Source organism: Rhizobacter sp. Root1221 (assembly GCF_001425785.1).
GTDB lineage: Bacteria > Pseudomonadota > Gammaproteobacteria > Burkholderiales > Burkholderiaceae_C > Rhizobacter.
The window spans coordinates 24,989-46,606 of record NZ_LMDI01000016.1 but is presented as its reverse complement, the minus strand read 5'-3'; the positions used below and the strand labels follow the sequence as shown (position 1 = coordinate 46,606).

The following is a 21,618-nucleotide window of genomic DNA, read 5'->3' as shown; positions in this document are numbered from 1 at the left end:
AGTTTTCGGGAGGCGTAACTTTTCATGTTTGATGCACGAGCGGCCAAGGCGCTGGGGGAGGGGGAGCATCTTACGGTAGACGGGGCGCCGGGCCTTCGCCTGGTCGCTACTGCGTCAACCCGGACCTGGAAGTACCGGTATAAGTCTCCGGTCGAAGGCTTGATGCGACAGATCAAGCTCGGGCGCTGGCCAGCCATGGGATTGCCGGCGGCGCTGGCAGCGTGGGAAAAGGTGAAGGCCCAGCGAGACGTTGGCGGCGACCCTGCTGCCGCCAAGCGTGCTGTCTCTACGGCGGCGAAGGTTGGGCAGTACATCGTCAGTCGTGCGTGCGCGGATTTTCTCGAGGCGAACCGCAGCAACGTCGCGCCGAGAACCTATGCCGAGGCTGAGCGTACTCTCAACCTCGACACCACTGCGATCGCAGCCCGGGCGGCCGCGAGCATCACTCGGGCGGACGCCTTCGATCTGATCGACGCAAAGCGGGGCCACCCGGTTCAGGCTAGGCGGTTGCGGCAGCTTCTCGGAGCAGTCTGGGATCGCGCTCTGGATGCTGGTCGCCCAGCGCCGGATGTCCCGAACTGGTGGCGTCTCGTGCTGCGAGGCAAGCTCAAGAGCAAGGGCAAGAAGGTAAAGGGTGAACATTTCGGCGTGGCTAAACGCGTGCTCAATGAGCCTGAGCTGGCGCTCTTGATCCCATGGCTGTCGAACTTCTCCCGCGACGCCGCAGACGCACTCACGCTCTACTGTGGACCTGCTGCCGCGGCGCGGAAATCGTTGTGATCGAGGCCGTGGAGGTTACAGAGGAGACTGATGGGATGTGGTGGACCGTTCCAAAGGCAAAACTGAAGATGCGGCGCCTGCCCCTGTTGACGGATCTGCGAGTGCCTGGAAGGCCGTGCGGAGGCTATCGTCCGTAGAAGGCTGGCTGTCCACCCGAGCGGCCATCTTTTCCCCAGTCGAAGAAAGTCAGGGCATATTGACCAGAAGGCTCTGGGCGTTGCCACGCGGATGCACGCTGCCGGGTGCGAACTTCGGCCTGAATGGGTGCGCGCCCGTCTTCCGGTGCTGCATTTTGCGCCGCACGACTTGCGGCGGACCAGTCGCACGAGGCTGGCCGCCTTAGGGTGCCCGGGGGACTTGGCGTAGGTTGTCATCGGGCACTTGTTGCCGGATGACCAAGGTACATATAGCAGGCACCAGTATGACGCCGAGCGCCGTGTCTGGATCACCCGGCTGTCGCAGCATCTTGAAGGCTTGGCCGCCAGCGCGGCTGGCGGGTGCTCATGAACAGCGCACTTAGCTCATTTAATCACCCGCCGCCGGAAGGATTGTCGACTATTGGATGCGGAGGCGCTAATCGGGCTAACTGTGGAGTGTTTGTCAGAATTTGGGAGTCTGAGCATCGGCTTGGGTTCAGAAGGCCACTTCCAGAGTACATTGCCCGTTGCATTGGAGCGTCCTACATGGAATACCAACACTATCCCATTCGCAAGATTCTTGATTCCGTCGTTAGCGGGGAGATTCGAATCCCTGCATTTCAACGAGGATTCGTCTGGGAGATGGATCGAGTGGCCTACTTGTTGGATAGTATCTACAAGGGCTATCCATTTGGTTCGCTCCTTTTTTGGCGGACCAAACATCAGTTGTTGACGGAAAGGAAGTTGGGTACGTTTACCTTGCCTGACCCCCAGGCGGACTATCCGATTGACTATGTCTTGGACGGGCAACAACGCCTTACGTCCATATTTACCGTCTTTCAAACTGATTTGAATGCGGGCGAAAATCCTGATTGGGCGGACCTGTATTTCGATCTTAATGCTACGGGCAACCCTCAGGATAGCTATTTCATTGCCATTCCAGATGGCGAGCCGGTAGACAAGAATCGATATTTTCCTATGAATGTTCTCTTTGACTCGGTTCGATATCGAGTAAAAACAGAACACCTTAAAGCCGAGCAGATCGCCGTAGTAGACAAGCTGCAGGAGAAATTTAAAGAGGTACAGATTCCCGTTCAGCTCTTAAAAAGCGAGGATCGATCCATTGTGGCAATCGTTTTCGAGCGAATCAACCACCTGGGCGTGGCGCTGGATACGCTCCAACTCCTTTCGGCGTGGACTTGGAGCGACGAGTTCGATCTGCTGGATAAGTTCAAGGAGCTGCGCGAGGAGTTATCTGATTTTGGATTCGAAGGAATCGGTGACGATGCCGATCTAGTTTTGAGTTGTGTCGCGGGCATCCTGACTGGCGAACCTGGTGCAGAAAAGTTGTTGGCATTGAACGGCGCGGACGTGCGAGCCCAGTTCTCAACGGTCGAGAACGGAATTCGTGGTGCTATTGATTTTCTTCGGACCGAGCTTAAAGTTGTTCACTTAAAGCTCCTTCCCTACCCCTCGATGCTCGTTCCTCTGGCAGTCTTTTTCGCAGCGCCAGATGGAAAAGAAATTGTCTACGATGGTGCCACTCTCCAGACTTTGAAGCGATGGTTTTGGCGTACGTGCTTTTCAGGAAAATACACTAGCCAAACCCGCAAGACGACGATAGTTGATATTGAGCATATGTCGCTGCTAAAGCGGCGTGAAGATAATTTGCTCGATGCAATAGACGTCAAAGTTGAGGCGGAATTCTTCTACGCCAATTCATTCCGCGTCGGGGCAGCAGCCACAAAAACGTTTGTCTTGCTTCTGGCAAACAATGACCCCAAAAGTCTTCTTTCCGGAAAAATCATTGACCTGGATAAGGTGCTTCAACGCTACAACCGTTCGGAGTTTCATCACATCTATCCTCGCGCCTTCCTCAGGGACCTTGGGGTGCCCGACGGACAAATAAATGTCTTAGGGAATTTTTGTTTTCTTAGTGCTGCAGAAAACAAGAGTATCGGCAAGAAGCGTCCGTCGGTGTATGTCCAAGACCTCGGCGTTCCAGCAACGCGGGCGGCGACGTTGGGAACGGCATTCTGTCATCCGGAAGAATTCCACGACAACTATTTCCCATTTCTACATGCCAGGTGCGCTCGCCTCGCGGAGTTTGCCTCAGAGCTTATCAAGTGATAATCGCCACGCATAGTCCTTGAGTACTCGCTCGCGCCTTCGTCCTCAACCGCCATTCTGCTCGGGGTGCTGGCGTCGCCGGCCAGGGCCAGGTGGCAGGTCGCTGACCGGGCGAGTCTCAGCAAAATTCATTAGCCCGCGCCAGAGCCAACCAACGCGCTGCTTGCTGATCTTTCGCGGGGGCGGAAGATCTCCAGCAGCTACGAGATTCTCCAGTGTGCGTTCGCTAACGCCTAGAGCCTGGGCTGCCAGTTCTTGATCGACTAGGAGGGGCGGAGCGTGAATGATTGAGTTCATGTGCATCGCGCCGATTTGTGAATCAGGCAGCGCGCCCAGGCGCTGAAGCAATCAGGCAGGAACATGCCCTCTTGCCTGCGCGCGATCCCAGCTGCAAGCTTCTCGGGAAATTCCGTTGAGTCCTGCGTTGTGCGCGTCACCGCGGGGTGCCGACTGACCTTGCTCATGTCGAGTCGCCTCCGAGTATCTCGCGTCGATCTGCCGCGCACAGCCCTATGCGCCGCAATTGCGACACGGCTCGCGACCCGAGCACACGGCGCCGCGCAACCAGTGCACGGACCGGAAACGGCCGTGCGCAGCGAACACCGGATCTACTTGGTCTTTTTGGATGAAACCGCGGCCTCATACGTCAACTCTCGGTAGCGGCTGTATACATTTAGCGGGCCGCCGTACTGCTTTCGGAATTCGATCTTCGCACGTTGGACTCGCGTGTCAATAGCTGGATATTGGGTGCATACTATGACTGCGCCTATCTGTTCGTGGATTGCGCCCATACTCTTTAGGTCCGCTGCACTCGCCATTACTTGCGCACAAGCATGCTCAACATTTTTTCCTTTGAGCTCTACGATAACTTGTCCCCGAACACCACAGGTTAAGATCCAATCTGCGGCGGTTTCCTGTATTTTTACGCACTTGTCCCACTGAGTCTTTTCTATGGGAAGGTTTTCGGCGTTCTCGAATATGGCCTTACATTTTGATCTGGCATCGGAGACGCTGATTCGAGATCCGGTTTCTACCGAAGTGCAATTACACCACGCCATCACATTTCTCCCAGTTCCAGGAGGTTGTTGAATTCTTCCGAAATATGGCCAGAGACTTCGTCTAAATAGTCTGCAGCAATTAGGCCATCTGCGTCGATGATGTCGACGGTCGAGTCGCCTTGTATTGCGTATGCCGAAACGCTCATATTTTGTAGCCAGTGGCGCGGTTCGACGATTTTCGAGAGCGCGGCTCTACGCTCGCTGGTGGCGTTCCGGATTATTTTGCCGGCGACAATAAGATTGTTTATTTTTGCGAGTACATATGGACTATGAGTCGTTATCAGCAAGTCGTTCCGGAGGCCGGAAGTAACGGAAGCTAGTAGCCCAACAACTGAACTCTGCGCGGATGGAAATAGGTGTGCCTCCGGCTCCTCCACACACACAAATCTACGGCCGACGCTGCTCGGAAGCGGAGACAGAAAAGGCGACAGGGTCAGCAGAAGGGGTAGTAACTCTTGCTGGCCAGAAGAAAGAGATGAGAAGGGAACGGTACGACCGTCTGGAGTGACGAGAAAGTCACCGCTTTGGCCGAATCGAACAACTCCGCCTAATAGTTTTTCTACCGCCTGGAAATGTCTCGGACCCGCGCCCATCGATACTGCGAAGCCGCCGCGATCTCGGTATCGCGTCATTACTTCTCCGAAAGCTAAAGTAACGGGGTCCAGCAATCGTGCCTGTCGAAAAGCGGCAACTGTCGTGCCCATGCTAGTGAAGAAGGATCGTCCCGCCGGGACGAATAGCTGACTAGCAAGATAGCTTTCCTTCATTGCCTCCCGCATCATTGCTCGCAATTTATCGGGTGTTGAGAAGGATTGATTGTCGAATTCTCCCTCGACGCTTTTCTTGGCTGCTTGATCGTCTTCTGCCAGGAATTTATCGCGTGCCGAAAGTATCTTCTTAACAAGTGGGGATAGGCTTATCCTCAACTTATCGTTGATGGCATCGTTGTATGTTGATCTTATTATTTTTATTTGCAGATCGGCGTGCGAAAACTCGATCGTAAACTTTTTGCTGCCCCAGGCGGATATTGGGAACCATTCGGAGAATGTGTCGCGAAGGTACAGTTTGAATGAATCTTCATCGCCTTTTAGAGTGGCGGAGTTTCTCAGCGATATAAATGCCTGATTGAAGAAGAAGATTAGTTTCGACAGGAGGCTTTTTCCGCTTGACTGAGGCCCAATCAGGACTGTGAAGCGATTTATTCTGATGTCTGCTTCTGCTAGGCAAGAAAAGTCTTTGACTTTGAGGTGCAGGCGTCGCGGGGCCGTAGGATGGGTAATTCCCTCGGCTCGCGCAGTCGCATTTTTCACAGTTGGCACGGTGGTTGTTCTTCGGGTAAGTGTGGCTAGCAGTCTACGCGGTCCGCTACGATGCCGGCATGTGTTCAAACTACCTGCCCGTGACTCGGATGGACCGAATGCTCACCGTCTTCGGGGTCGAGCGAGAGCGGGACGAGGTTCTCCATGACGTGTTCCCAACGGGGTTGGCGCCGTTCATTCGCAGGGCCGAATCGGGCAGCGGCAATCAGCGGGTGGCGGGCGACGGGGCTTCGGCCTGCTGCTGCCGTTCTTCGCGAAGGAAGTGACCTACGGGCGCCGAACCTACAACGTCAGGACTGAGACGGTGGCCGCGCTCGCCAGTTTCAAGCACGCTCCACCTGGCCGGGGTGAACTGAAGCACTGAGAACAGTGTGTCAGGCGCCTCAGCCCTGACGAGCGGGACGTAACTTTCGCCCCCTTGGACACGAGGGGGACTGAACGAGGTGAACGTCTTGAAGCCACATTTGCAAACCACCATCTGGACGCTGCTCAAGGCTGGCAACAGCCAGCGAGAGATCGAGCGGCGCACCGGCATCTCCCGCCACACCATGCGGTCCTGGGCCCAGGGCTTTGACGCCGGGGAGGAACCTCCAAACTGCCCCGGGGTGGCCACCGACCCGGTCGCCGACCTGGCCACGCAAACTGCTCCACCCCGGCCACCGACTTCAACAGGAGCCGCGGGCTCGTTCTGCGAGCCGCACCGGGCCTTCATCGAGGCCCAGCTCAGGCTCGGCCGGAACGCTATGGCCATCTACCAGGAGCTGGTCGACGGGCATGGCTTTGCCGGGCGCTACAACTCGGTCAAGCGCTTCGTGGTCCGCACCCGGGTGCGTGGTGGGCCCGAACAGTTCGACCGCCTGTCGTTCCTGCCCGGCGGAGGAGATGCAGGTCGACTACGGCGAAGGCGCGCCCACGCGCGTGCCCGGTACCGATCGCTACCGCAAGCCCCGCTTGTTCGTGGCCACGCTGCGCTACTCCCGGCGCAGCTTCCTCCGCGTGGTCTGGCAATCGGGCCAGCAGATCTGGGCCGAGCTGCACGAGCAGGCCTGGCGCTACTTCGGCGGCTCGTGCCGCTACGTGGTCCTGGATAACCTCAAGGAGGGCGTGCTCAAGCCCGACCTGTACGAGCCACTGCTCAACCCGGTGTACGCCGCCACGCTGGCCCACTACGAGGTCGTGGCCGACCCTGCCCGGGTGCGCGACCCCAATCGCAAAGGGACCGTCGAGAACGCCATCGGCCATACGCCGGCTACCGCGCTCAAGGGCAAGCGGTTCGAGTCCATCGAGGAGCAGAACGCCTACCTGGAGCATTGGGAGAGCAAGTGGGCTGCCTCGCGCATCCACGGGTCCGAGCGCCGCCAGGTGCAGGCCATGTTCGAGGAGGAACGCGCCCACCTGCAGCCGCTGGCCGTGATGCCCATGCAGTACTTCACCGACGTGGAGCGCACGGTGTGCGACGACGGCTGTGTTCGGGTGGCGCACTGCAGCTACGCCGCACGACCGGCCACTATTGGCTCGAAGGTGCTGGTTCGGCCGTACGCGCGCCGGCTGGAGATCCGCGACCTGCAGACCCAGGCGCTGCTGCGCACGCACAGCCGTGCCGAGCGACCCGGCACCGTGGTGCTGCCCGAGGCCGAACGCGTCTTCAATCCCTCACGCGAGAGGCGCTTCATCTTGAAGCAGGCCGATGCAATCGGGGCGCAGGCCGCGCGGCTGTGCCAGTTGCTGTTTGCAATCGAGGGCCGGGTTGGTCAGCGCAAGCTGTGGGGCATCGTTCACCTGGCCGACCGCTACCCGCGGCAGATGGTGGACGCCGCCTGAGCTCAGGCCCTCGACGGCGGTCTGCACAGCTACCGCCACGTCAAGACCATCACCGAGCGTCTGGTGGCCGATGCGCTGCAGCGCGTGGACGGCGGCCCGGCCGCGCAGGCGACGGTGACCACGCAAAGCCACGACCTCATCCGCAGCCCGCAGGACCGAACTCGGTATTGTCCTGCACGCGGCGGCGCACGTTCAGCAGAGCCTCGCCAGAAACAAAAAAAGCCGTGCGAGGGCACGGCTTTTTCCGGGGAAGCGACGCTCAGAATGCGTTGCGCACGCCCAGGCTGAGCATCCGTGCAGTGGCGTGCGTGCCGAGGAACTCGAAGCGCGTCATGTCCAGGCCGCCTTCGACCGTCAGGTTCTGCGTCACGCGGAAGCCGAACGAGCCACCCACGTAGTACGACACCTTGTTCTCGGAGAAGGTGTCGCTTTGACCGCCGAAACCACCGCTGATCTTGAACTTGTTCGAGGCGAGGCCGCCGCGGGCGGTGCCCGTCAGGCGGGTGCCGAAGTTCTTCGTCGCGGCCACGCCGAGGCCGAAGTGCCGGCCTTCACCCGAGAGGGTGGTGGAGCCGTCCCTGGCCTCTGCCTTGCCGTACTGGATGTACTGCAGTTCGAGGGCGAGGTACTTGGTCATCGGCAGGCCGCCGAAGAATTTGAACCCGTTCGGCGATTTGTCGCACGACTCGACGCCGCTGGCGCAGTCGAAGTTGAACTTGTAGTGCGATGCCCCCACGGCGGCGCCGAGGTAGGGGCCGGGAAGTTCTTCGTCGCCCGGGGCGGCGGAGGCACCCGCGGCAGCGAAGGCGAGAAGGAGGGCAGTGGCGATCGAAACCTTGTTCATGAGCTGGTCCGTTGTTCGGATTTGGGACTCCCGGATCGGGCGACGCGGATGCTACCGGAGCCCGTGCCTTGAGGTCCCTCTACAGACGTGACACGTGAAGATTTGTGTGCGTTTATGTCGAGACTTGCAATAAAAACAACAAGGCTTGCGGCGTCTGGGCCACACAGCGTGGGTGCCCGCCCCGCGCCGCAGCTGTGGCCAACCCTGTGGACAAGCTCTGTATTCGCTGGGGGCCCGCTGTGGACACACGGTGGACAGCACCGGGCGTCAATGAAAAAAGCCGTGCACCCGGCACGGCTTCGGTACGCGTGGACAACCGACCGGGTCAGCGGGCGTTGTCGTCCGTCGGTGTCACGTCCGCCTTGCGGATGCGCACGGCGCGCTTCTTGAGGGCGGCTGCACGGGCCTCGGGCGTCTGCGCCTCGGCTTCGGCCTTGGCCAGCGCCGCCTCGGGGCTCCAGTCGGGCAAGGACTTGGCGTCGTGGTCGGCCGCATCGAGGGGTTCGGCGCCGATGCCGGGCTTCGCGTCGTCGGCGATCACACGGGTGTACTTCGACAGCAGGCTCACCATCTGGGCGTAGATGCGCGGGTTGCCCGCCATCACTTCGCGCTGGTACATGAAGTCGGATTCGCCGGTGAAGTTGCCGATGAGGCCGCCGGCCTCGGTGATCATCAGCGACCCGGCGGCGATGTCCCACGGGTTCAGGCCGGTTTCGAAGAAGCCGTCGTAGTAGCCGGCGGCCACGTAGCAGAGGTCCAGGGCGGCCGCGCCCGGGCGGCGCACGCCGGCGCAGCTCACCATGATGTCCTCGAACATCTTCATGTAGCGCTTGAAGTTGTCACCCTTGCGGAACGGAAAGCCCGTGCCGATCAGCGAGTCGGACATGCGGGTGCGCTTCGAGACGCGGATGCGCTTGTCGTTGAGGTACGCGCCGCGGCCCTTGGACGCATAGAACAGGTCGTTGCGGGTGGGGTCGTACACGACGGCCTGCTGCACCTGGTCGCGGTACGCGAGGGCGATGGACACGGCGTAGTACGGGAAGCCGTGGATGAAGTTGGTGGTGCCGTCGAGCGGATCGATGATCCAGACGAATTCGCTGTCGGGGGCGCCGTGGGTGCGGCCTGATTCTTCGGCCAGGATGCCGTGGCCCGGGTAGGCCCCGAGCAGCGTCTCGATGATGACCTCTTCGGCCTTCTGATCCACCTCCGTGACGAAGTCGTTCGGGGACTTCGTGCTGATCTTGAGCAGGTCCAGGTCGAGCGAGGCCCGGTTGATCAGCGACCCGGCAGCGCGCGCGGCCTTGATGGCGACGTTGAGCATCGGGTGGAGCGATTGGGACATGGGTGCACCTGCAATGGGGGAGGGGGATCGGCGGGGAAAAAAGAGCGTGCAGCGCGGGCGTGCCGCGTGCGGATAATGCGAGTTTACCCTCGCAGGGCCCTCCGCGTCTCGCACCGGGCCGTCGCCGAGGCCGTTGTCGACGACGATTTCGCGCACACGACCCCATGGACACCACCCGCTTCATCCTCGTCAACACCAGCCACCCGGGCAACGTGGGGGCCACGGCCCGCGCGATGAAAGTGATGGGTTTTTCCGACCTGGTGCTCGTGGCGCCCCGGTTCGACGACGTGCTGGTGCACGAGGACACGGTGGCGATGGCCAGCGGTGCCGCCGACATCCTCGTGCGCGCCCGCATCGTGCCCACGCTGACCGAAGCCCTCGACGGCGTGACGTTCGCGTGTGCCACCGCGATGACCCCGCGCGATTTCGGTCCGCCCACCCGCACCCCGCGTGACCTGATGCCCGAACTCGCGGCCGGCGGCCAGCGGGTGGGGTTCGTGTTCGGCTCGGAGCGCTACGGCATGTCGAACGACGATGTGTACCGCTGCCACGTGTGCCTGAGCATCCCCACGCACCCCGAGTACGGCTCGCTCAACCTCGCGCAGGCGGTGCAGTTGCTGGCGTATGACTGGCGCCAGGCGCTCGGTGGTTTCCCGGTGGCGCCGCGCACCGTGGACCCGGCACTGGCGGACGCGGCGGCCGTCACCGGCCTGCTGGACCACTGGCAGCGGGCGCTGACCGGCATCGGGTTCCTGGATCCTGCCGCGCCGCGCAAGCTGATGCCGCGGCTGAACCAGCTGTTCAACCGGGCGCAGCTCACCACCGAGGAGATCCACATCCTGCGGGGCATCGCCCGGGCCATGGAGAAGTCGGCGTGACCCCTGTGCCACGCTGAAATGCACCCGCCGGTACACTCCGAGTCCTCACCAGACCCATCGATTCATGTTCCAGCGCCTTCGTGAAGACATCGCCTGCATCCTGGAGCGCGACCCCGCCGCGCATTCCGCATGGGAAGTCTTGACCTGTTACCCCGGCCTGCATGCGATCCTGATGCACCGCTGGGCGCACGCGTGCTGGCACAACGGGTTCCGCTGGGCGGGGCGGTTCATCTCGCACATGGCGCGGTTCTTCACCGGCATCGAGATCCATCCGGGCGCGCGCATCGGGCGGCGGGTGTTCATCGACCACGGCATGGGCGTGGTGGTGGGTGAAACCGCCGAGATCGGCGACGAGTGCACCATCTACCAGGGCGTGACCCTCGGCGGCACCTCGCTGTCGAAGGGCGCCAAGCGGCACCCCACGCTGGGCCGGGGGGTCATCGTGGGCGCCAATTCCCAGGTGCTGGGCGGGTTCACCGTGGGCGACGGCGCCCGCGTGGGCTCGAATGCCGTGGTGCTCAAGGCCGTGCCCCCCGGCGCCACCGCGGTGGGCAACCCGGCCCGCGTGCTGCTCAAGGAAGACGAGGCCCAGCGCGAGGCCGCGGCCGCCCGCATGGGGTTCTCGGCCTACGGCGTCACGCAGAACGACGACCCGCTGTCGCAGGCCATGAAGGGCCTCATCGACAACGCCGCTGTCAATTCACACCAGATTGCGATGCTGTGGGCGGCCATCGAGAAGTTGTCCACGGTCAAGCAGGGCTGCGTGCCCGCCGATGCGCAGACGACGGAAGAGTTCGACGCGGAGCGGTTGAATCAGTTGATGCGCTGACACCCTGCGGCCGGTTTGGCAGTCTAGAGGCCCACTGCTGGCTGCGGGTGAGATTTTGTCCCTGACGAGGCCGCGCCGGACCCTCCGTGCGCAGCGCCTGGGCGTCCCGATGATCAAGCCGGAGACCCGTCCAGGGTGACGCGAGTGGCACGGGTGGTGCGGTGCCTGGGAAGGCAGACCCCGGGAGTCAGGGCGTGGAGAGACGTCCTGGCAGGTGTTTTCTTGGTTCCTTCTTTTTCACCAGAACAAGAAGGGACTCGGCTGCCGGGCCGAGACCCGGCGCGGCCTCGCGCAGCGAGAAAACGCAACTCGCAGCGAAGAGTGGGCCCCGTCGTTCGACGGGGTGACGGGATATTCATCCCGGACAGCTGTCAGCGCCGCGGGCCGCGCGTGAACGCCAACGGCTTCTTGCCCTTCAGCTGCCGCTCGATGCCGTCGTTGAGCCGCTCGCGCAGCCCCACCACGTGGTCGAGGTGCCCGAAGGCGCCGGGGAACCGCAGGTCGAGCCACAGCCACAGCGTGCAGGAGCGCAGGGCCTGCTCCATGCGGTCGAGGCGGCTGTGTTCGTCCACGCTCTCGAGGAACCACGGCTGGCCGGCGGTGCCCTGCTTGGCGTGGCTTTCGGCCCAGCCGAGGAACTGCTGCACCTGGGAGTCGGTGCGGGTGTCCACCGGCGCCTGGGCGTAGGTGAAACGCTCGCGCAGCGACAGCTTCGGGGCGATGCGGTCGAGCTGGTCGGCCAGTTCGAGCATCTGCTCGAGTTCGGCCACCTGGAAGTGGGCGTTGTCGAGCTGCAGCTGGCCCATGAAGATGCCCAGCACCTCGCGCAGCTTCGTCTTGCCGAGGCGCGAGGAGATGGTGTCGATGTGCCAGCCGTTCGGGGCCACCGGCGCCTTGAACTGGCGGGGGGCACGCGGGGCCTTCGGCAGCAACTCGCGCAGCGTTTTCATGGCCGACGGCTCGGCCTCGTGCAGCACGCTGGTGAAACCTTCCTCGTGCATGCCGTAGCGGCCGGCGCGGCCCGCGATCTGGTGCACTTCGGATTCGGTCAGCGCACGGTCGCCCTGGCCGTCGAACTTGTTCATGGTGGAGAACAGCACGCGGCGGATCGGCAGGTTCAGGCCCATGCCGATGGCGTCGGTGGCCACGAGCACGTGCGACTCGCCGGAGGCGAACCGCTCCGCTTCGCGGCGGCGCACCTCGGGCGGCAGCGCGCCGTAGATGACCGACACCGAGAGGCCATTGGTGGCGGCGATGCGGTCGCGGATGGTCAGGACGTCGCGGCGGCTGAAGGCCACCACCGCATCGCCCTTTTTCAGCGCCGCGAGCGGCACCGGCGAGGGCATCAGCTGCACGTGCTGCTTGCGCTGGAACTTCACCACCTCGGGCGTTTCACCGCAGAGGCCCAGCAGGTTCTCGATGGCCGGCACGGCGTAGGCCGAGCAGATGACGATCACGTCCTTCGCCGGCACCGCGACGATGGCCTGGGTCCAGGCCCAGCCGCGCGAGCTGTCGAAGATCATCTGGGCCTCGTCGATCACGGCCACGTCGACGGGCTTGTTCGTGCCCACCATCTCGATGGTGCTCGACACCACGCGGGCGCCCTCGATGGGGACGTTTTCCTCGCCGGTCAGCAGCGAGCAGGGCACACCTCGGGCCACCAGGCGGTCGCGCCCTTCGAGCGCGAGCAGGCGCAGCGGGGCCAGGTAGGCGCCCGATTCGGCCTGGGCGAGCCGCTCGAACGCGGCGTGGGTCTTGCCGCTGTTGGGCGGGCCCACGAACAGGCGCACGCGCCGGCCCAGGCGGCGGGCCTTGGCGAAGGTGTCGGGATAGCCGTGGAAGGCCAGTTCGTTGGTGAGGCTGTCGAGCGTGTCGAGCTCGGCCACGCGGTGCTCCCAGCGCACCAGTGCGCGGGAGGTGCCGGCGATCAGGGCGTCGAGCGGCTGCGCCTTCGCGCATTCGGCCAGCAGGCCGGGCAGCAGCGAGGCGAGCTGGCGGGGGCGGTGTTCAGCCGCCTTGCGGGCCACGGCATCGAGGTGCGACACGAGGCCTTCGGCCTCCTGGTAGGCCGGCGGATCGCCGAGCGCGCCGATCAGCGCGGCCTTGTCGCCATCGCGGTAGTACGCCCACACCGGGGCCACGTCCTGCGGCACGGTGAAATGCACGGGCACGTCCCAGCCCGGGGTGGGCACGGCGAGCACCTGGCGCGCGTTGCGCTCCCAGCCGGTGCCGCGGCGCTGCACGCCGAGTGTCTCGAGCACGGCGGTGCGTTCGAGGATCACGGCGCGGATGACCTTGCCCTTCAACTGCTCCTTCTGGGCGGCCAGCGCGTCGAGCTGGGCGAGCGCCACGTCCATCATCGCGGGTTCGATCCAGCGGCTGGGGCGTGCGCCGGGCACGGCTGCCTGCAGCTGGATGAGGCCCATGCTGTCGAGCTTGTCCTCGAATTCCGGGGTGTGCTCGTCCATGAAATCGGACGGGCTGACCACCTGGGGCAGGTGGTACGAGGCCTGGCGGATGCGGTGGACCTGCTCGGCGGTCAGGTGGGAGGGCACGCGCGCGGCGTGACGGGGGCGGGGGAAGGTGTCGGGCTTGGGGGCGGGCATGGAGGAAAAACGGGCACCGCCGGTGCGGTTCTACCCGACACTCTAACCGCGATCGGCCTGGAGGGGCTTTCCCCAGGGGCAGCCCGCCACCGGGAGGAACCGTTCCGTGGTGCGGTCGAAGGGCCGCTCGCCGCAGTGGCGCACGGCTTCGGCGAGCATCACGCGCCGGGCCAGCGCACGGCGGCGCAACGCGAGGTCGGGCTCGTCGCTCGCCGGTACCCGGTTCTCGGCGATGGCCATCACCGCCACGTCCCGGCGGAATGGGGCCGCCGCTTCCGGGAACACCTGCGTGAATTCCTCGAGGGGCCCGACACACCGCACGGGCAGTGCAACGCACAGGCGGGCATACCCCGCCGCGCGCGGGAAGTCGCCCTGGCGCACGTGGTGCTCCAGCAGCACCGGCGCCAGGCCCAGCTGGCCGCCTTGCAACGCCTGGTCGCACGTGGGCAGCAGGTCGGCCGGGATCTCGGCCAGCCCCTCGACGAACGTGATGGTCTCGCACAGCACCGCGGCCAGCACCAGGTCGCCGTCGTTTGCCATCTGCCGCTGGCGCGTGGCATCGACCCCGCCGAGCAGCAGCGCCCGCCGCAGCGTTTCGGCCACTTGCGAGCCGCCCGGGAAACCGGCCTCGGCCGCCGCCCGGGTTTCGGCGAGGGTGGCGCGCCCGTGCACCCGCATCACGGCCGGCATCATCGCGAGGTAGGTGGGCCGCGTGGCCGCGATGGCGCTGACGGCTGCAGCGGCCCGGCCGTCGCGGTCTCCGCCGGGCCGGCCCATGGCGGTGATGGCCCAGGCGAGCGTGTCGTCGTCGCCCCGCGGTTCGCCGGTGGCCCGGATCACGGCCGCGAGGCTCGCGGCATCGCCCGCGCGCTGGTACAGCGCGCGGCGGGCCCGCGGGTTGCCTTCGCGGGCCGCGCGCCACCACCAGTCCACGGCCTGGTGCGGCACGCATGGATCGAACGCGCAGGCATCGGCCAGGGTGCCCCACCAGGACATGGCCACCACGTCACCCGCCTGCGCGGCCGATTCGAGCCCGCGGAGCGGTTCGAACCGGCCGGCCTGCACGTGGCCCACCACGGTGGCGTCGTCGAGCGGCGGTGGTTCGGCGGCGGCACCGGCGGTGCACAGGGAGAGCACCAGCGCGCGGCAGAAACCGCGGCGCAGCGGCATGTTCAGCGGGCCTCGGGGACCGAATGCGCGGCCAGCAGGGCCGCGAACGCGAAGGCATCCACCGGCTTGCTGAAGTAGTAGCCCTGCATCTCGTTGCACGCATGCTGGCGCAGGAATGCCACCTGTTCGGGGGTTTCGACCCCCTCGGCCACGACGGTGAGGCTCAATGTGCGTCCCATCGCGATGATGGCGGTGGTGATGGCCTGGTCGTCGAGGTTGGTGGCGAGGTCGCGCACGAAGGAGCGGTCCACCTTGAGCGTGTCGATGGGGAAGTTCTTCAGCTGGCCGAGCGACGAGTAGCCGGTGCCGAAGTCGTCGATGGCCAGGCGCACGCCGAGCTGCTTCATGGCCGAGAGCAGCGCCACCGCACGGGGGACGTTCTGGATGATCATGCCCTCGGTGAGCTCGAGCTCGAGCATGCCGGGGGCGAGTCCGGTCTCGGCGAGGATGGCCTGCAGGTCGCCCAGCAGCCCGTCGTCGTTGAACTGGCGGGCCGACACGTTCACCGCGATGGGCACCGGGGGCAGGCCGGCGCGGTGCCAGGCCACTGCCTGTGCGCACGCGGTGCGCAGCACCCATTTGCCGATGGGCACGATCAGGCCCGTTTCCTCGGCGACGGGGATGAACGTGGACGGCGGGACGCTGCCCAGCGCTTCGTTGTGCCAGCGCAGCAGCGCCTCCACGCCGCTGATGCGCCCGTCCTTCAGGTCGACCTTCGCCTGGTAGTGCAGCGACAGCTCGTTGCGATCGACCGCATGGCGCAGGTTGGTCTCGAGCGTGAGGCGTTCGAGCGACGCCGTCGTCAGTTCGCCGTGGTACAGCTGGAAGTTGTTCTTGCCCTGGTCCTTCGCGTGGTACATGGCCACGTCGGCGTGCTTGAGCAGCGTGTGTTCGTCGGTGCCGTGGCTGGGGAACAGCGCCGCGCCGATGCTCGCCGTGACACGGCATTCATGGCCCAGCAGCACGAAGGGCTTGAGGGTGGCCGACAGCAGCTTGCGCGCCACCGTGGTTGCCTGTTCGGCGCCACTCACCTCCTGCAGCAGCACCACGAACTCGTCGCCGCCCAGCCGGGCCACCACGTCGCTCGCGCGCAGCGCGTCGCGGAATCGCAGCGCCACTTCCTTCAGCAACTGGTCGCCGGCGGCGTGGCCGAGCGTGTCGTTGATGAGCTTGAAGCGGTCGAGGTCGAGGTACAGCACCGCGAACTGGCGGTCGTAGCGCTTGGCCGTGGGGATGGTGTGCGCGAGGAGGTGGCCGAACATCACGCGGTTGGGCAGCCCGGTGAGGCCATCGTGCATGGCCATGTGCTGCACGTGCGCCTCGGCCACCTTCTGCGCGGTGATTTCCCGGGTGACTCCCCGGTAGCCCTGGAAAGTGCCGGCGTCGTCGAGGATGGGTTCGCCGCTCACGCTGATGTAGTACGGCTTGCCGCTCGGCAACTGGCCGTGCATCACCACGTCGCGGAAGGGTTTGTGGGCGTCGAGCAGCGCCCGGTGGGCGTCCCAGTTGGCCTCGCCATACAGGAACACGCGGCTCTCCCACACGGGTTTGCCGAGCAGGGTCTGCTGGAAGGAGTCGGTGTGCGCGTGGCGGTTTTCCATGCGCACCAGGCGGTGCTGGGCATCCTGCTCCCAGTACCAGTCGGACGAGATGCTCGTGAGGGCGCGGAAGCGCGCCTCGCTGTCGCGCAGCGTGGCCTCGATGCGGCGGCGTTCGGTCACGTCGCGCAAGATGCCGCGGAAGCCCACCGGGCGCCCGTGGGCGTCGCGCACGAGTTGCACCGACCCCTCCACCTGCACGCGGTGCCCCAGCTTGTGCACGTACTCCCATTCCTCGTTGTGGCGCGACACACCGGTGAGGTAGACGTCGTTGAAGCACTTGTACACGCGCGCTGCCATCTCGGGCGTCTGGCGGGTGCGGTTGTCTGCGCCGAGTGCCTCGCCCGGCTCGTAGCCCAGCATGCGGGCGAATGCGGCGTTGTGGTACACGGGTTTGCCGCGCACGTCGACCTCGTAGTACGCGTCCTCGATGGTGTCGAGGATCGTGCGGTAGCGCTCCTCGGCGCGGTGCACTTCGCGGCTCGACGCGGCCCGTTCGCCTTCGAGGTGGAGCTTGTCGAGCGTCAGGCCCAGCAGGCCGCCGGCCCGCTGCAACGCGGTGAGCAGGGGGGCGCTCCAGTCGGCCGTGCGTTCGGCCCACACCACGAGCACGCTCGTGGGGGCGTGGTGGCGGCGGATCGCGATGGCGATGCCGGCGGCGTCGGGGGCACGCAGTTTCAGCGCGGGCCAGGCCGATGCCTCCTGGGGGCCGGAGACGGCGCCGCTGCGCCACGTGCGAGCCACCCAGCCCCACGGGTCGCCGGAGATTTCCTTCGCGAGGAAGCGGATCTCGCCGAGCCGCGTGGACTCGAACCCCGCGGCCGCCTCGACGGCCAGCCAGCCCACGTTGGCATTGGGGCTGACGACAAAGGCGGAGACGAACCCCCCGTGTGACACGGCGGCGTCACACACGTGCTGCAGCAAGGGCCCGGTGGCCGAGGCCGCGACGAGGGTGTCCTGGAGGGCGTCGAGGAAGGCGTCGGGAGAGGCTTTCACTGGCACCGCGCGAGGGTCTGCCTCGAGGGATGGGTGAACTCTGGCGGCCTGGGCGGGCAGGGCCATCGAGCGCCTCCTGTGCGGTGAGTGACGAGGCCGAGAGCCGACCTGCGTGCCATCATCGCAGCGATCCCTGGCCCCTTCAAGGGCTGGGGCATCGCGCCATCACGGAACCGTTGTGAGTCAGCGTCGCTGAGCGGATTTGGGCCGGAATGCGGCGCACACGGTGTCGTCAGTGACGAGGTATGGCCCACCGATCAGGTCCACGCAGTAGGGCACCGCGGCGAAGATGCCAGGCACGGGCGGCTCGTTGCGGGGCAGGCCCTCGAGCGTTTCGGCGATGGACTTCGGCTGGCCGGGCAGGTTGATGATCAGGGCCTGGCCGCGCACCACCGCGGTCTGCCGCGACAGGATGGCCGTGGGCACGAAGTTCAGGCTGATCTGGCGCATCTGCTCGCCGAAGCCGGGCAGTTCCTTGTGGGCCACCGCCAGCGTGGCCTCGGGGGTCACGTCGCGCGGCGCGGGGCCCGTGCCACCGGTGGTGAGCACGAGGTGGCAGCCGGCCACGTCCACCAGCTGGCACAGCGCCGCGCTGATGGTGTGCTGGTCGTCGGGCACGACGCGGGTTTCCCATTCCACGGGGTTGACGAGCGCGTGGGCAAGCCAGGCCTTCAGGGCCGGCACGCCCTTGTCTTCGTACACGCCGCTCGACGCGCGGTCGCTGACCGACAGCAACCCGATGCGGACCGGTTCGAAGGTGCTTCCGGGCTCACTCGTCGGGGTCATGGTGGGAGGCGGCCTGGGCCTTGATGTACTGGAACAGTTCACGGAACGCGCGGCCGTTGCGCTGTTCCGGTGCGGCGGCCGCATCTTTGCGGGCGGCGCGGATGAGGCTGCGCAGCTGCTGCATGTCGGCACCGGGGTGTTCGGCAGTCCAGGCGGTGAGGGCGTCGTCGCTGGCGAGCAGCTCGACGCGCCAGCGTTCGGCCTGGTGCAGCGCGAGCGAGTCGAGCGCATGGCCCATCTGCAGCGAGGCCACGGCCTCGCGGATGGGTTCCACGTCGACGCGGCGCATCAGCTTGCCCACGTACTGCATCTGGCGGCGGCGGCCTTCATGCGACTTGGTGCGCTTGTACTGGTTGACCGCGTCGAGCAACTGCTCGCCGAGGCCCAGGCCGGCCAGTTGCCCGTCGGACAGCGCGGCGAGCTGCTCGCCGAGCGTCTGCAGGTCGTGCGACTCCTTCTTCAGCCGGGTCTTGCTCGGCCGTTCGTATCCGGGGTCGTCGTAGTCGGGGGCGTTGTCGTGGGGGAGGGGCATGGGCTTGGGGCGTGAATCACCCCCATTGTCGCCGCGAATGTCACCGTTATGATAGCCGCGGCCTTCTTCCCTTCCCGAACGCGACCCGCCCCGACTGCATGTCCACCACATCTTCCCCCGTCCACGGTTTCTCGTACGAACGCGCCACGTTCGAACAACTGGTCGACGACGCCCTGGCCCACGCCAAGTCGCTGGGTGCCAGCGATGCCGGGGTCGAGGTGTCCGAAGGCGCCGGCCTGTCGGTCTCGGTCCGCAAGGGTGAGATCGAGAACGTCGAGCGCAATCGCGACAAGTCGCTCGGCGTGACGGTCTACATCGGCCGCCAGCGCGGCAACGCCAGCACGTCCGACTTCTCCCGCGCCGCGCTGGAGCAGACGGTGCGCGCCGCCTACGACATTGCCCGCTTCACCGCTGAAGATCCGGCCGCCGGCCTGCCCGACGCCGAGGACATCGCCACCCCCGAGCAGGCCGCGCGCGAACTGCACCTGTTCCACCCGTGGCTGATCGACGCCGCGGGCGCGGTCGAACTGGCGTTGCGGTGCGAAAGCGCCGCGTTGACGGTGGACCCGCGCATCACCAATTCCGAAGGTGCCGGTGTCTCGGCGCAGCAGTCGCACTTCTTCGCGGGCAACACGCGGGGCTTTCGCGGCGGGTACGCGAGTTCCCGCCATTCGTTGTCGGTGGCGCCCATCGCGTCACTGCCGGGCCGCGGCGGCGACGACATGCAGCGCGACGCCTGGTACAGCTCCATGCGGTCGGCCAGCGACCTCGCCGCGCCCGAGGCCGTGGGCCGGTACGCGGCCGAGCGGGCGCTGTCGCGCCTGAAGTCGCGCAAGATCAAGACCTGCGAGGTGCCGGTGCTGTTCGAGAGCACGCTCGCGGCCGGGCTGCTCGGTGCCTACGTGCAGGCCACCAGCGGCGGCGCGCTGTACCGCAAGTCCACGTTCCTGCTCGACAGCCTCGGCAAGCAGGTGCTGCCCGACCACATCGACATCCACGAGGATCCGCACATCCCGCGCGCGAAGGGCAGTGCCCCGTTCGACGACGAAGGGGTGATCACGAAGGTGCGCGACGTGGTCAAGGCCGGCGTGGTGCAGAACTACTTCCTGTCCAGCTACTCGGCGCGCAAGCTCGGCATGCGCACCACCGGCCACGCGGGCGGCTCGCAGAACCTCACCCTCGCCAGCCGGCTCACCGGCGCGAGCGACGACCTCGACGCCATGCTGCGCAGGCTCGGCCGCGGGCTCTTCGTCATCGAACTGATGGGGCAGGGCGTGAACTACGTGACGGGCGACTACTCGCGCGGCGCGGCCGGCTTCTGGGTCGAGAACGGCCGCATCGCGTACCCGGTGCACGAGATCACCATCGCGGGGAACCTGCGCGACATGTTCAAGGGCATCGTTGCGGTGGGCGCCGACGCCTACACGATGGGCACGAAAACCATCGGTTCCGTGCTGATCGACCGCATGAAGATCGCCGGTTCGTAGGCGCGCTGAAAGCCTCGTGGCGCGGTGGCTGCGGCCCGCTGTCGTACGCATTGGCACGAACGGGTAAACACGGGGGAACCCGCAGTTTTCGCACTTCTAGAATCCGCTCGACCTACCCGATCGAGTTGCCCTTTTCCCTCAGGAGATTCCGCATGGAACGTCGTTCCTTCATCCGCCAGACCGGCATTGCCGGCGTGCTGGCCGCAGGCGCCGCGCCTGCCATCGTGCACGCGCAGGCGAACATCCGCTGGCGCCTGGCATCGAGCTTCCCGAAGTCGCTCGACACCATCTACGGCGGGGGTGAAGTGTTCGCCAAGAAGGTCGGCGAGATGACCGGCGGCAAGTTCCAGATCTCGGTGCACGCGGGTGGCGAGCTGATGCCTCCGTTCGGTGTGGTCGATGGCGTGCAGAACGGCACGGTCGAATGCGCCCACACGGTGCCGTATTACTTCTTCGGCAAGGACCCCACGTTCGCGATCGGTGCGTCCATCCCGTTCGGCCTGAACAGCCGCCAGATGAGCGCGTGGATGTGGGAAGGCAACGGCCTCAAGCTGATGCGCGAGTTCTACGGCAACTACAACATCATCAACTTCCCCTGCGGCAACACCGGCGCGCAGATGGGCGGCTGGTTCCGCAAGGAACTGAAGACGCTGGCCGACATGAAGGGCCTGAAGTTCCGCATCGGCGGTTTCGCCGGCAAGATCATCGAGCGCCTGGGTGGCGTGCCGCAGAACCTGCCGGGCGGCGAGATCTACCAAGCCCTCGAGAAGGGCACGATCGACGCGGCCGAGTGGGTGGGCCCGTACGACGACCAGAAGCTCGGCTTCTTCAAGGTGGCCCCGTACTACGTGTACCCGGGCTGGTGGGAAGGCGGCCCGCAGGTGGACGTGTTCGTCAACAAGAAGGCGTACGAGGCGCTCACGCCCGAGTACAAGGCCATCGTGGAAGCGGCCGCCGCCTACGCGCATACCGACATGCAGGCGAAGTACGACGCCCGCAACCCGATCGCGCTGAAGCAGCTGGTGGCGAACAAGACCAAGCTGATTGCCTTCCCGAAGCCCATCATGGATGCGGCGTTCAAGGCGTCCATGGACGTGTACCAGGAACTGTCCGACACCAACCCGAACTGGAAAAAGATCTACGGCGACTACGCCAACTTCCGGCGTGACCAGAACCTCTGGTTCCGGTTCTGTGAGGCGCGGTTCGACAGCTACATGCAATCCGTGAAGCTTTGAGCCCCCCACGTCGCTTCGCTCCTGCCCCCCCGAGGGGGGCGCCCGGGGGACCCGGGCTCGGCGGTAGCTT

Annotated in this window: 14 protein-coding genes and 1 pseudogene; 7 read left to right on the top strand and 8 right to left on the bottom strand. The window is 65.2% G+C overall.

The annotated features are described in order from the left end of the window. Positions 1 to 24: 24 nt before the first annotated feature. Together ASC87_RS33780 and ASC87_RS13630 are read left to right on the top strand one after the other, a co-directional pair. On the top strand, positions 25 to 780 hold the full coding sequence (locus tag ASC87_RS33780) for an Arm DNA-binding domain-containing protein (RefSeq protein ID WP_369820762.1): 756 nt from the start codon (positions 25 to 27) through the stop codon (positions 778 to 780). A gap of 683 nt (positions 781 to 1,463) precedes the next feature. After that, positions 1,464 to 3,047 (top strand): DUF262 domain-containing protein, encoded by a 1,584-nt coding sequence (locus ASC87_RS13630; protein WP_056662495.1) that lies wholly within the window; start codon positions 1,464 to 1,466, stop codon positions 3,045 to 3,047. Positions 3,048 to 4,104: 1,057 nt separating this feature from the next. On the opposite strand, the gene ASC87_RS30740 is transcribed toward ASC87_RS13630, so the two are convergent. Next, positions 4,105 to 5,424 (bottom strand): ATP-binding protein, encoded by a 1,320-nt coding sequence (locus ASC87_RS30740; protein ID WP_162255159.1) that lies wholly within the window; start codon positions 5,422 to 5,424, stop codon positions 4,105 to 4,107. 443 nt (positions 5,425 to 5,867) lie between these two features. On the opposite strand from ASC87_RS30740, the pseudogene istA reads away from it, so the two are divergent. Beyond that, positions 5,868 to 7,533 (top strand): annotated as a pseudogene (gene istA / locus ASC87_RS13625) (IS21 family transposase). Here the strand turns inward: istA and ASC87_RS13620 are convergent. Next, positions 7,505 to 8,089, bottom strand: a complete 585-nt coding sequence (locus ASC87_RS13620; RefSeq protein WP_056662492.1) for an outer membrane protein — start codon at positions 8,087 to 8,089, stop codon at positions 7,505 to 7,507. The pseudogene istA and the gene ASC87_RS13620 sit on opposite strands and share 29 nt — an antisense overlap. Positions 8,090 to 8,414: 325 nt before the next feature. Beyond that, entirely contained in the window at positions 8,415 to 9,431 is a 1,017-nt protein-coding gene (locus ASC87_RS13615; protein WP_056662488.1) for an inositol monophosphatase family protein, read from the bottom strand. 164 nt (positions 9,432 to 9,595) lie between these two features. Between ASC87_RS13615 and ASC87_RS13610 the strand changes: the two genes are divergently transcribed. Both ASC87_RS13610 and cysE read left to right on the top strand, forming a co-directional pair. After that, positions 9,596 to 10,309: an RNA methyltransferase gene (locus ASC87_RS13610; protein ID WP_056662486.1), complete on the top strand. Its 714-nt coding sequence runs from the start codon at positions 9,596 to 9,598 to the stop codon at positions 10,307 to 10,309. Between the two features lie 64 nt (positions 10,310 to 10,373). Further along, the gene (cysE, locus tag ASC87_RS13605; RefSeq protein WP_056662484.1) at positions 10,374 to 11,138 is read left to right on the top strand and encodes a serine O-acetyltransferase; all 765 of its coding nucleotides are present in this window, start codon (positions 10,374 to 10,376) and stop codon (positions 11,136 to 11,138) included. A gap of 371 nt (positions 11,139 to 11,509) precedes the next feature. On the opposite strand, the gene ASC87_RS13600 is transcribed toward cysE, so the two are convergent. From ASC87_RS13600 to yjgA, 5 genes are all read right to left on the bottom strand, one after another. Further along, a complete protein-coding gene (locus ASC87_RS13600; protein WP_056662482.1) occupies positions 11,510 to 13,744 on the bottom strand; it encodes a helicase-related protein in 2,235 nt (744 codons plus the stop codon). Between the two features lie 42 nt (positions 13,745 to 13,786). Beyond that, positions 13,787 to 14,914, bottom strand: a complete 1,128-nt coding sequence (locus ASC87_RS13595; protein ID WP_056662479.1) for a hypothetical protein — start codon at positions 14,912 to 14,914, stop codon at positions 13,787 to 13,789. Between the two features lie 2 nt (positions 14,915 to 14,916). Continuing rightward, positions 14,917 to 17,508 carry an EAL domain-containing protein gene (locus ASC87_RS13590; RefSeq protein WP_056662476.1) on the bottom strand — a complete coding sequence of 864 codons (2,592 nt, stop codon included), beginning with the start codon at positions 17,506 to 17,508 and terminating at the stop codon, positions 14,917 to 14,919. 183 nt (positions 17,509 to 17,691) lie between these two features. Continuing rightward, positions 17,692 to 18,294, bottom strand: a complete 603-nt coding sequence (gene mog / locus ASC87_RS13585; RefSeq protein WP_056662473.1) for a molybdopterin adenylyltransferase — start codon at positions 18,292 to 18,294, stop codon at positions 17,692 to 17,694. Next, positions 18,278 to 18,826 (bottom strand): ribosome biogenesis factor YjgA, encoded by a 549-nt coding sequence (yjgA, locus tag ASC87_RS13580; RefSeq protein ID WP_056662469.1) that lies wholly within the window; start codon positions 18,824 to 18,826, stop codon positions 18,278 to 18,280. Before yjgA ends, mog begins: the two co-directional genes overlap by 17 nt. 98 nt (positions 18,827 to 18,924) lie before the next feature. Between yjgA and pmbA the strand changes: the two genes are divergently transcribed. Together pmbA and ASC87_RS13570 are read left to right on the top strand one after the other, a co-directional pair. Then, the gene (gene pmbA, locus ASC87_RS13575) at positions 18,925 to 20,313 is read left to right on the top strand and encodes a metalloprotease PmbA (protein ID WP_056662466.1); all 1,389 of its coding nucleotides are present in this window, start codon (positions 18,925 to 18,927) and stop codon (positions 20,311 to 20,313) included. Positions 20,314 to 20,465: 152 nt separating this feature from the next. After that, complete coding sequence (locus tag ASC87_RS13570; protein ID WP_056662463.1) at positions 20,466 to 21,548, top strand: TRAP transporter substrate-binding protein; 1,083 nt, start codon at positions 20,466 to 20,468, stop codon at positions 21,546 to 21,548. Positions 21,549 to 21,618: the final 70 nt, after the last annotated feature.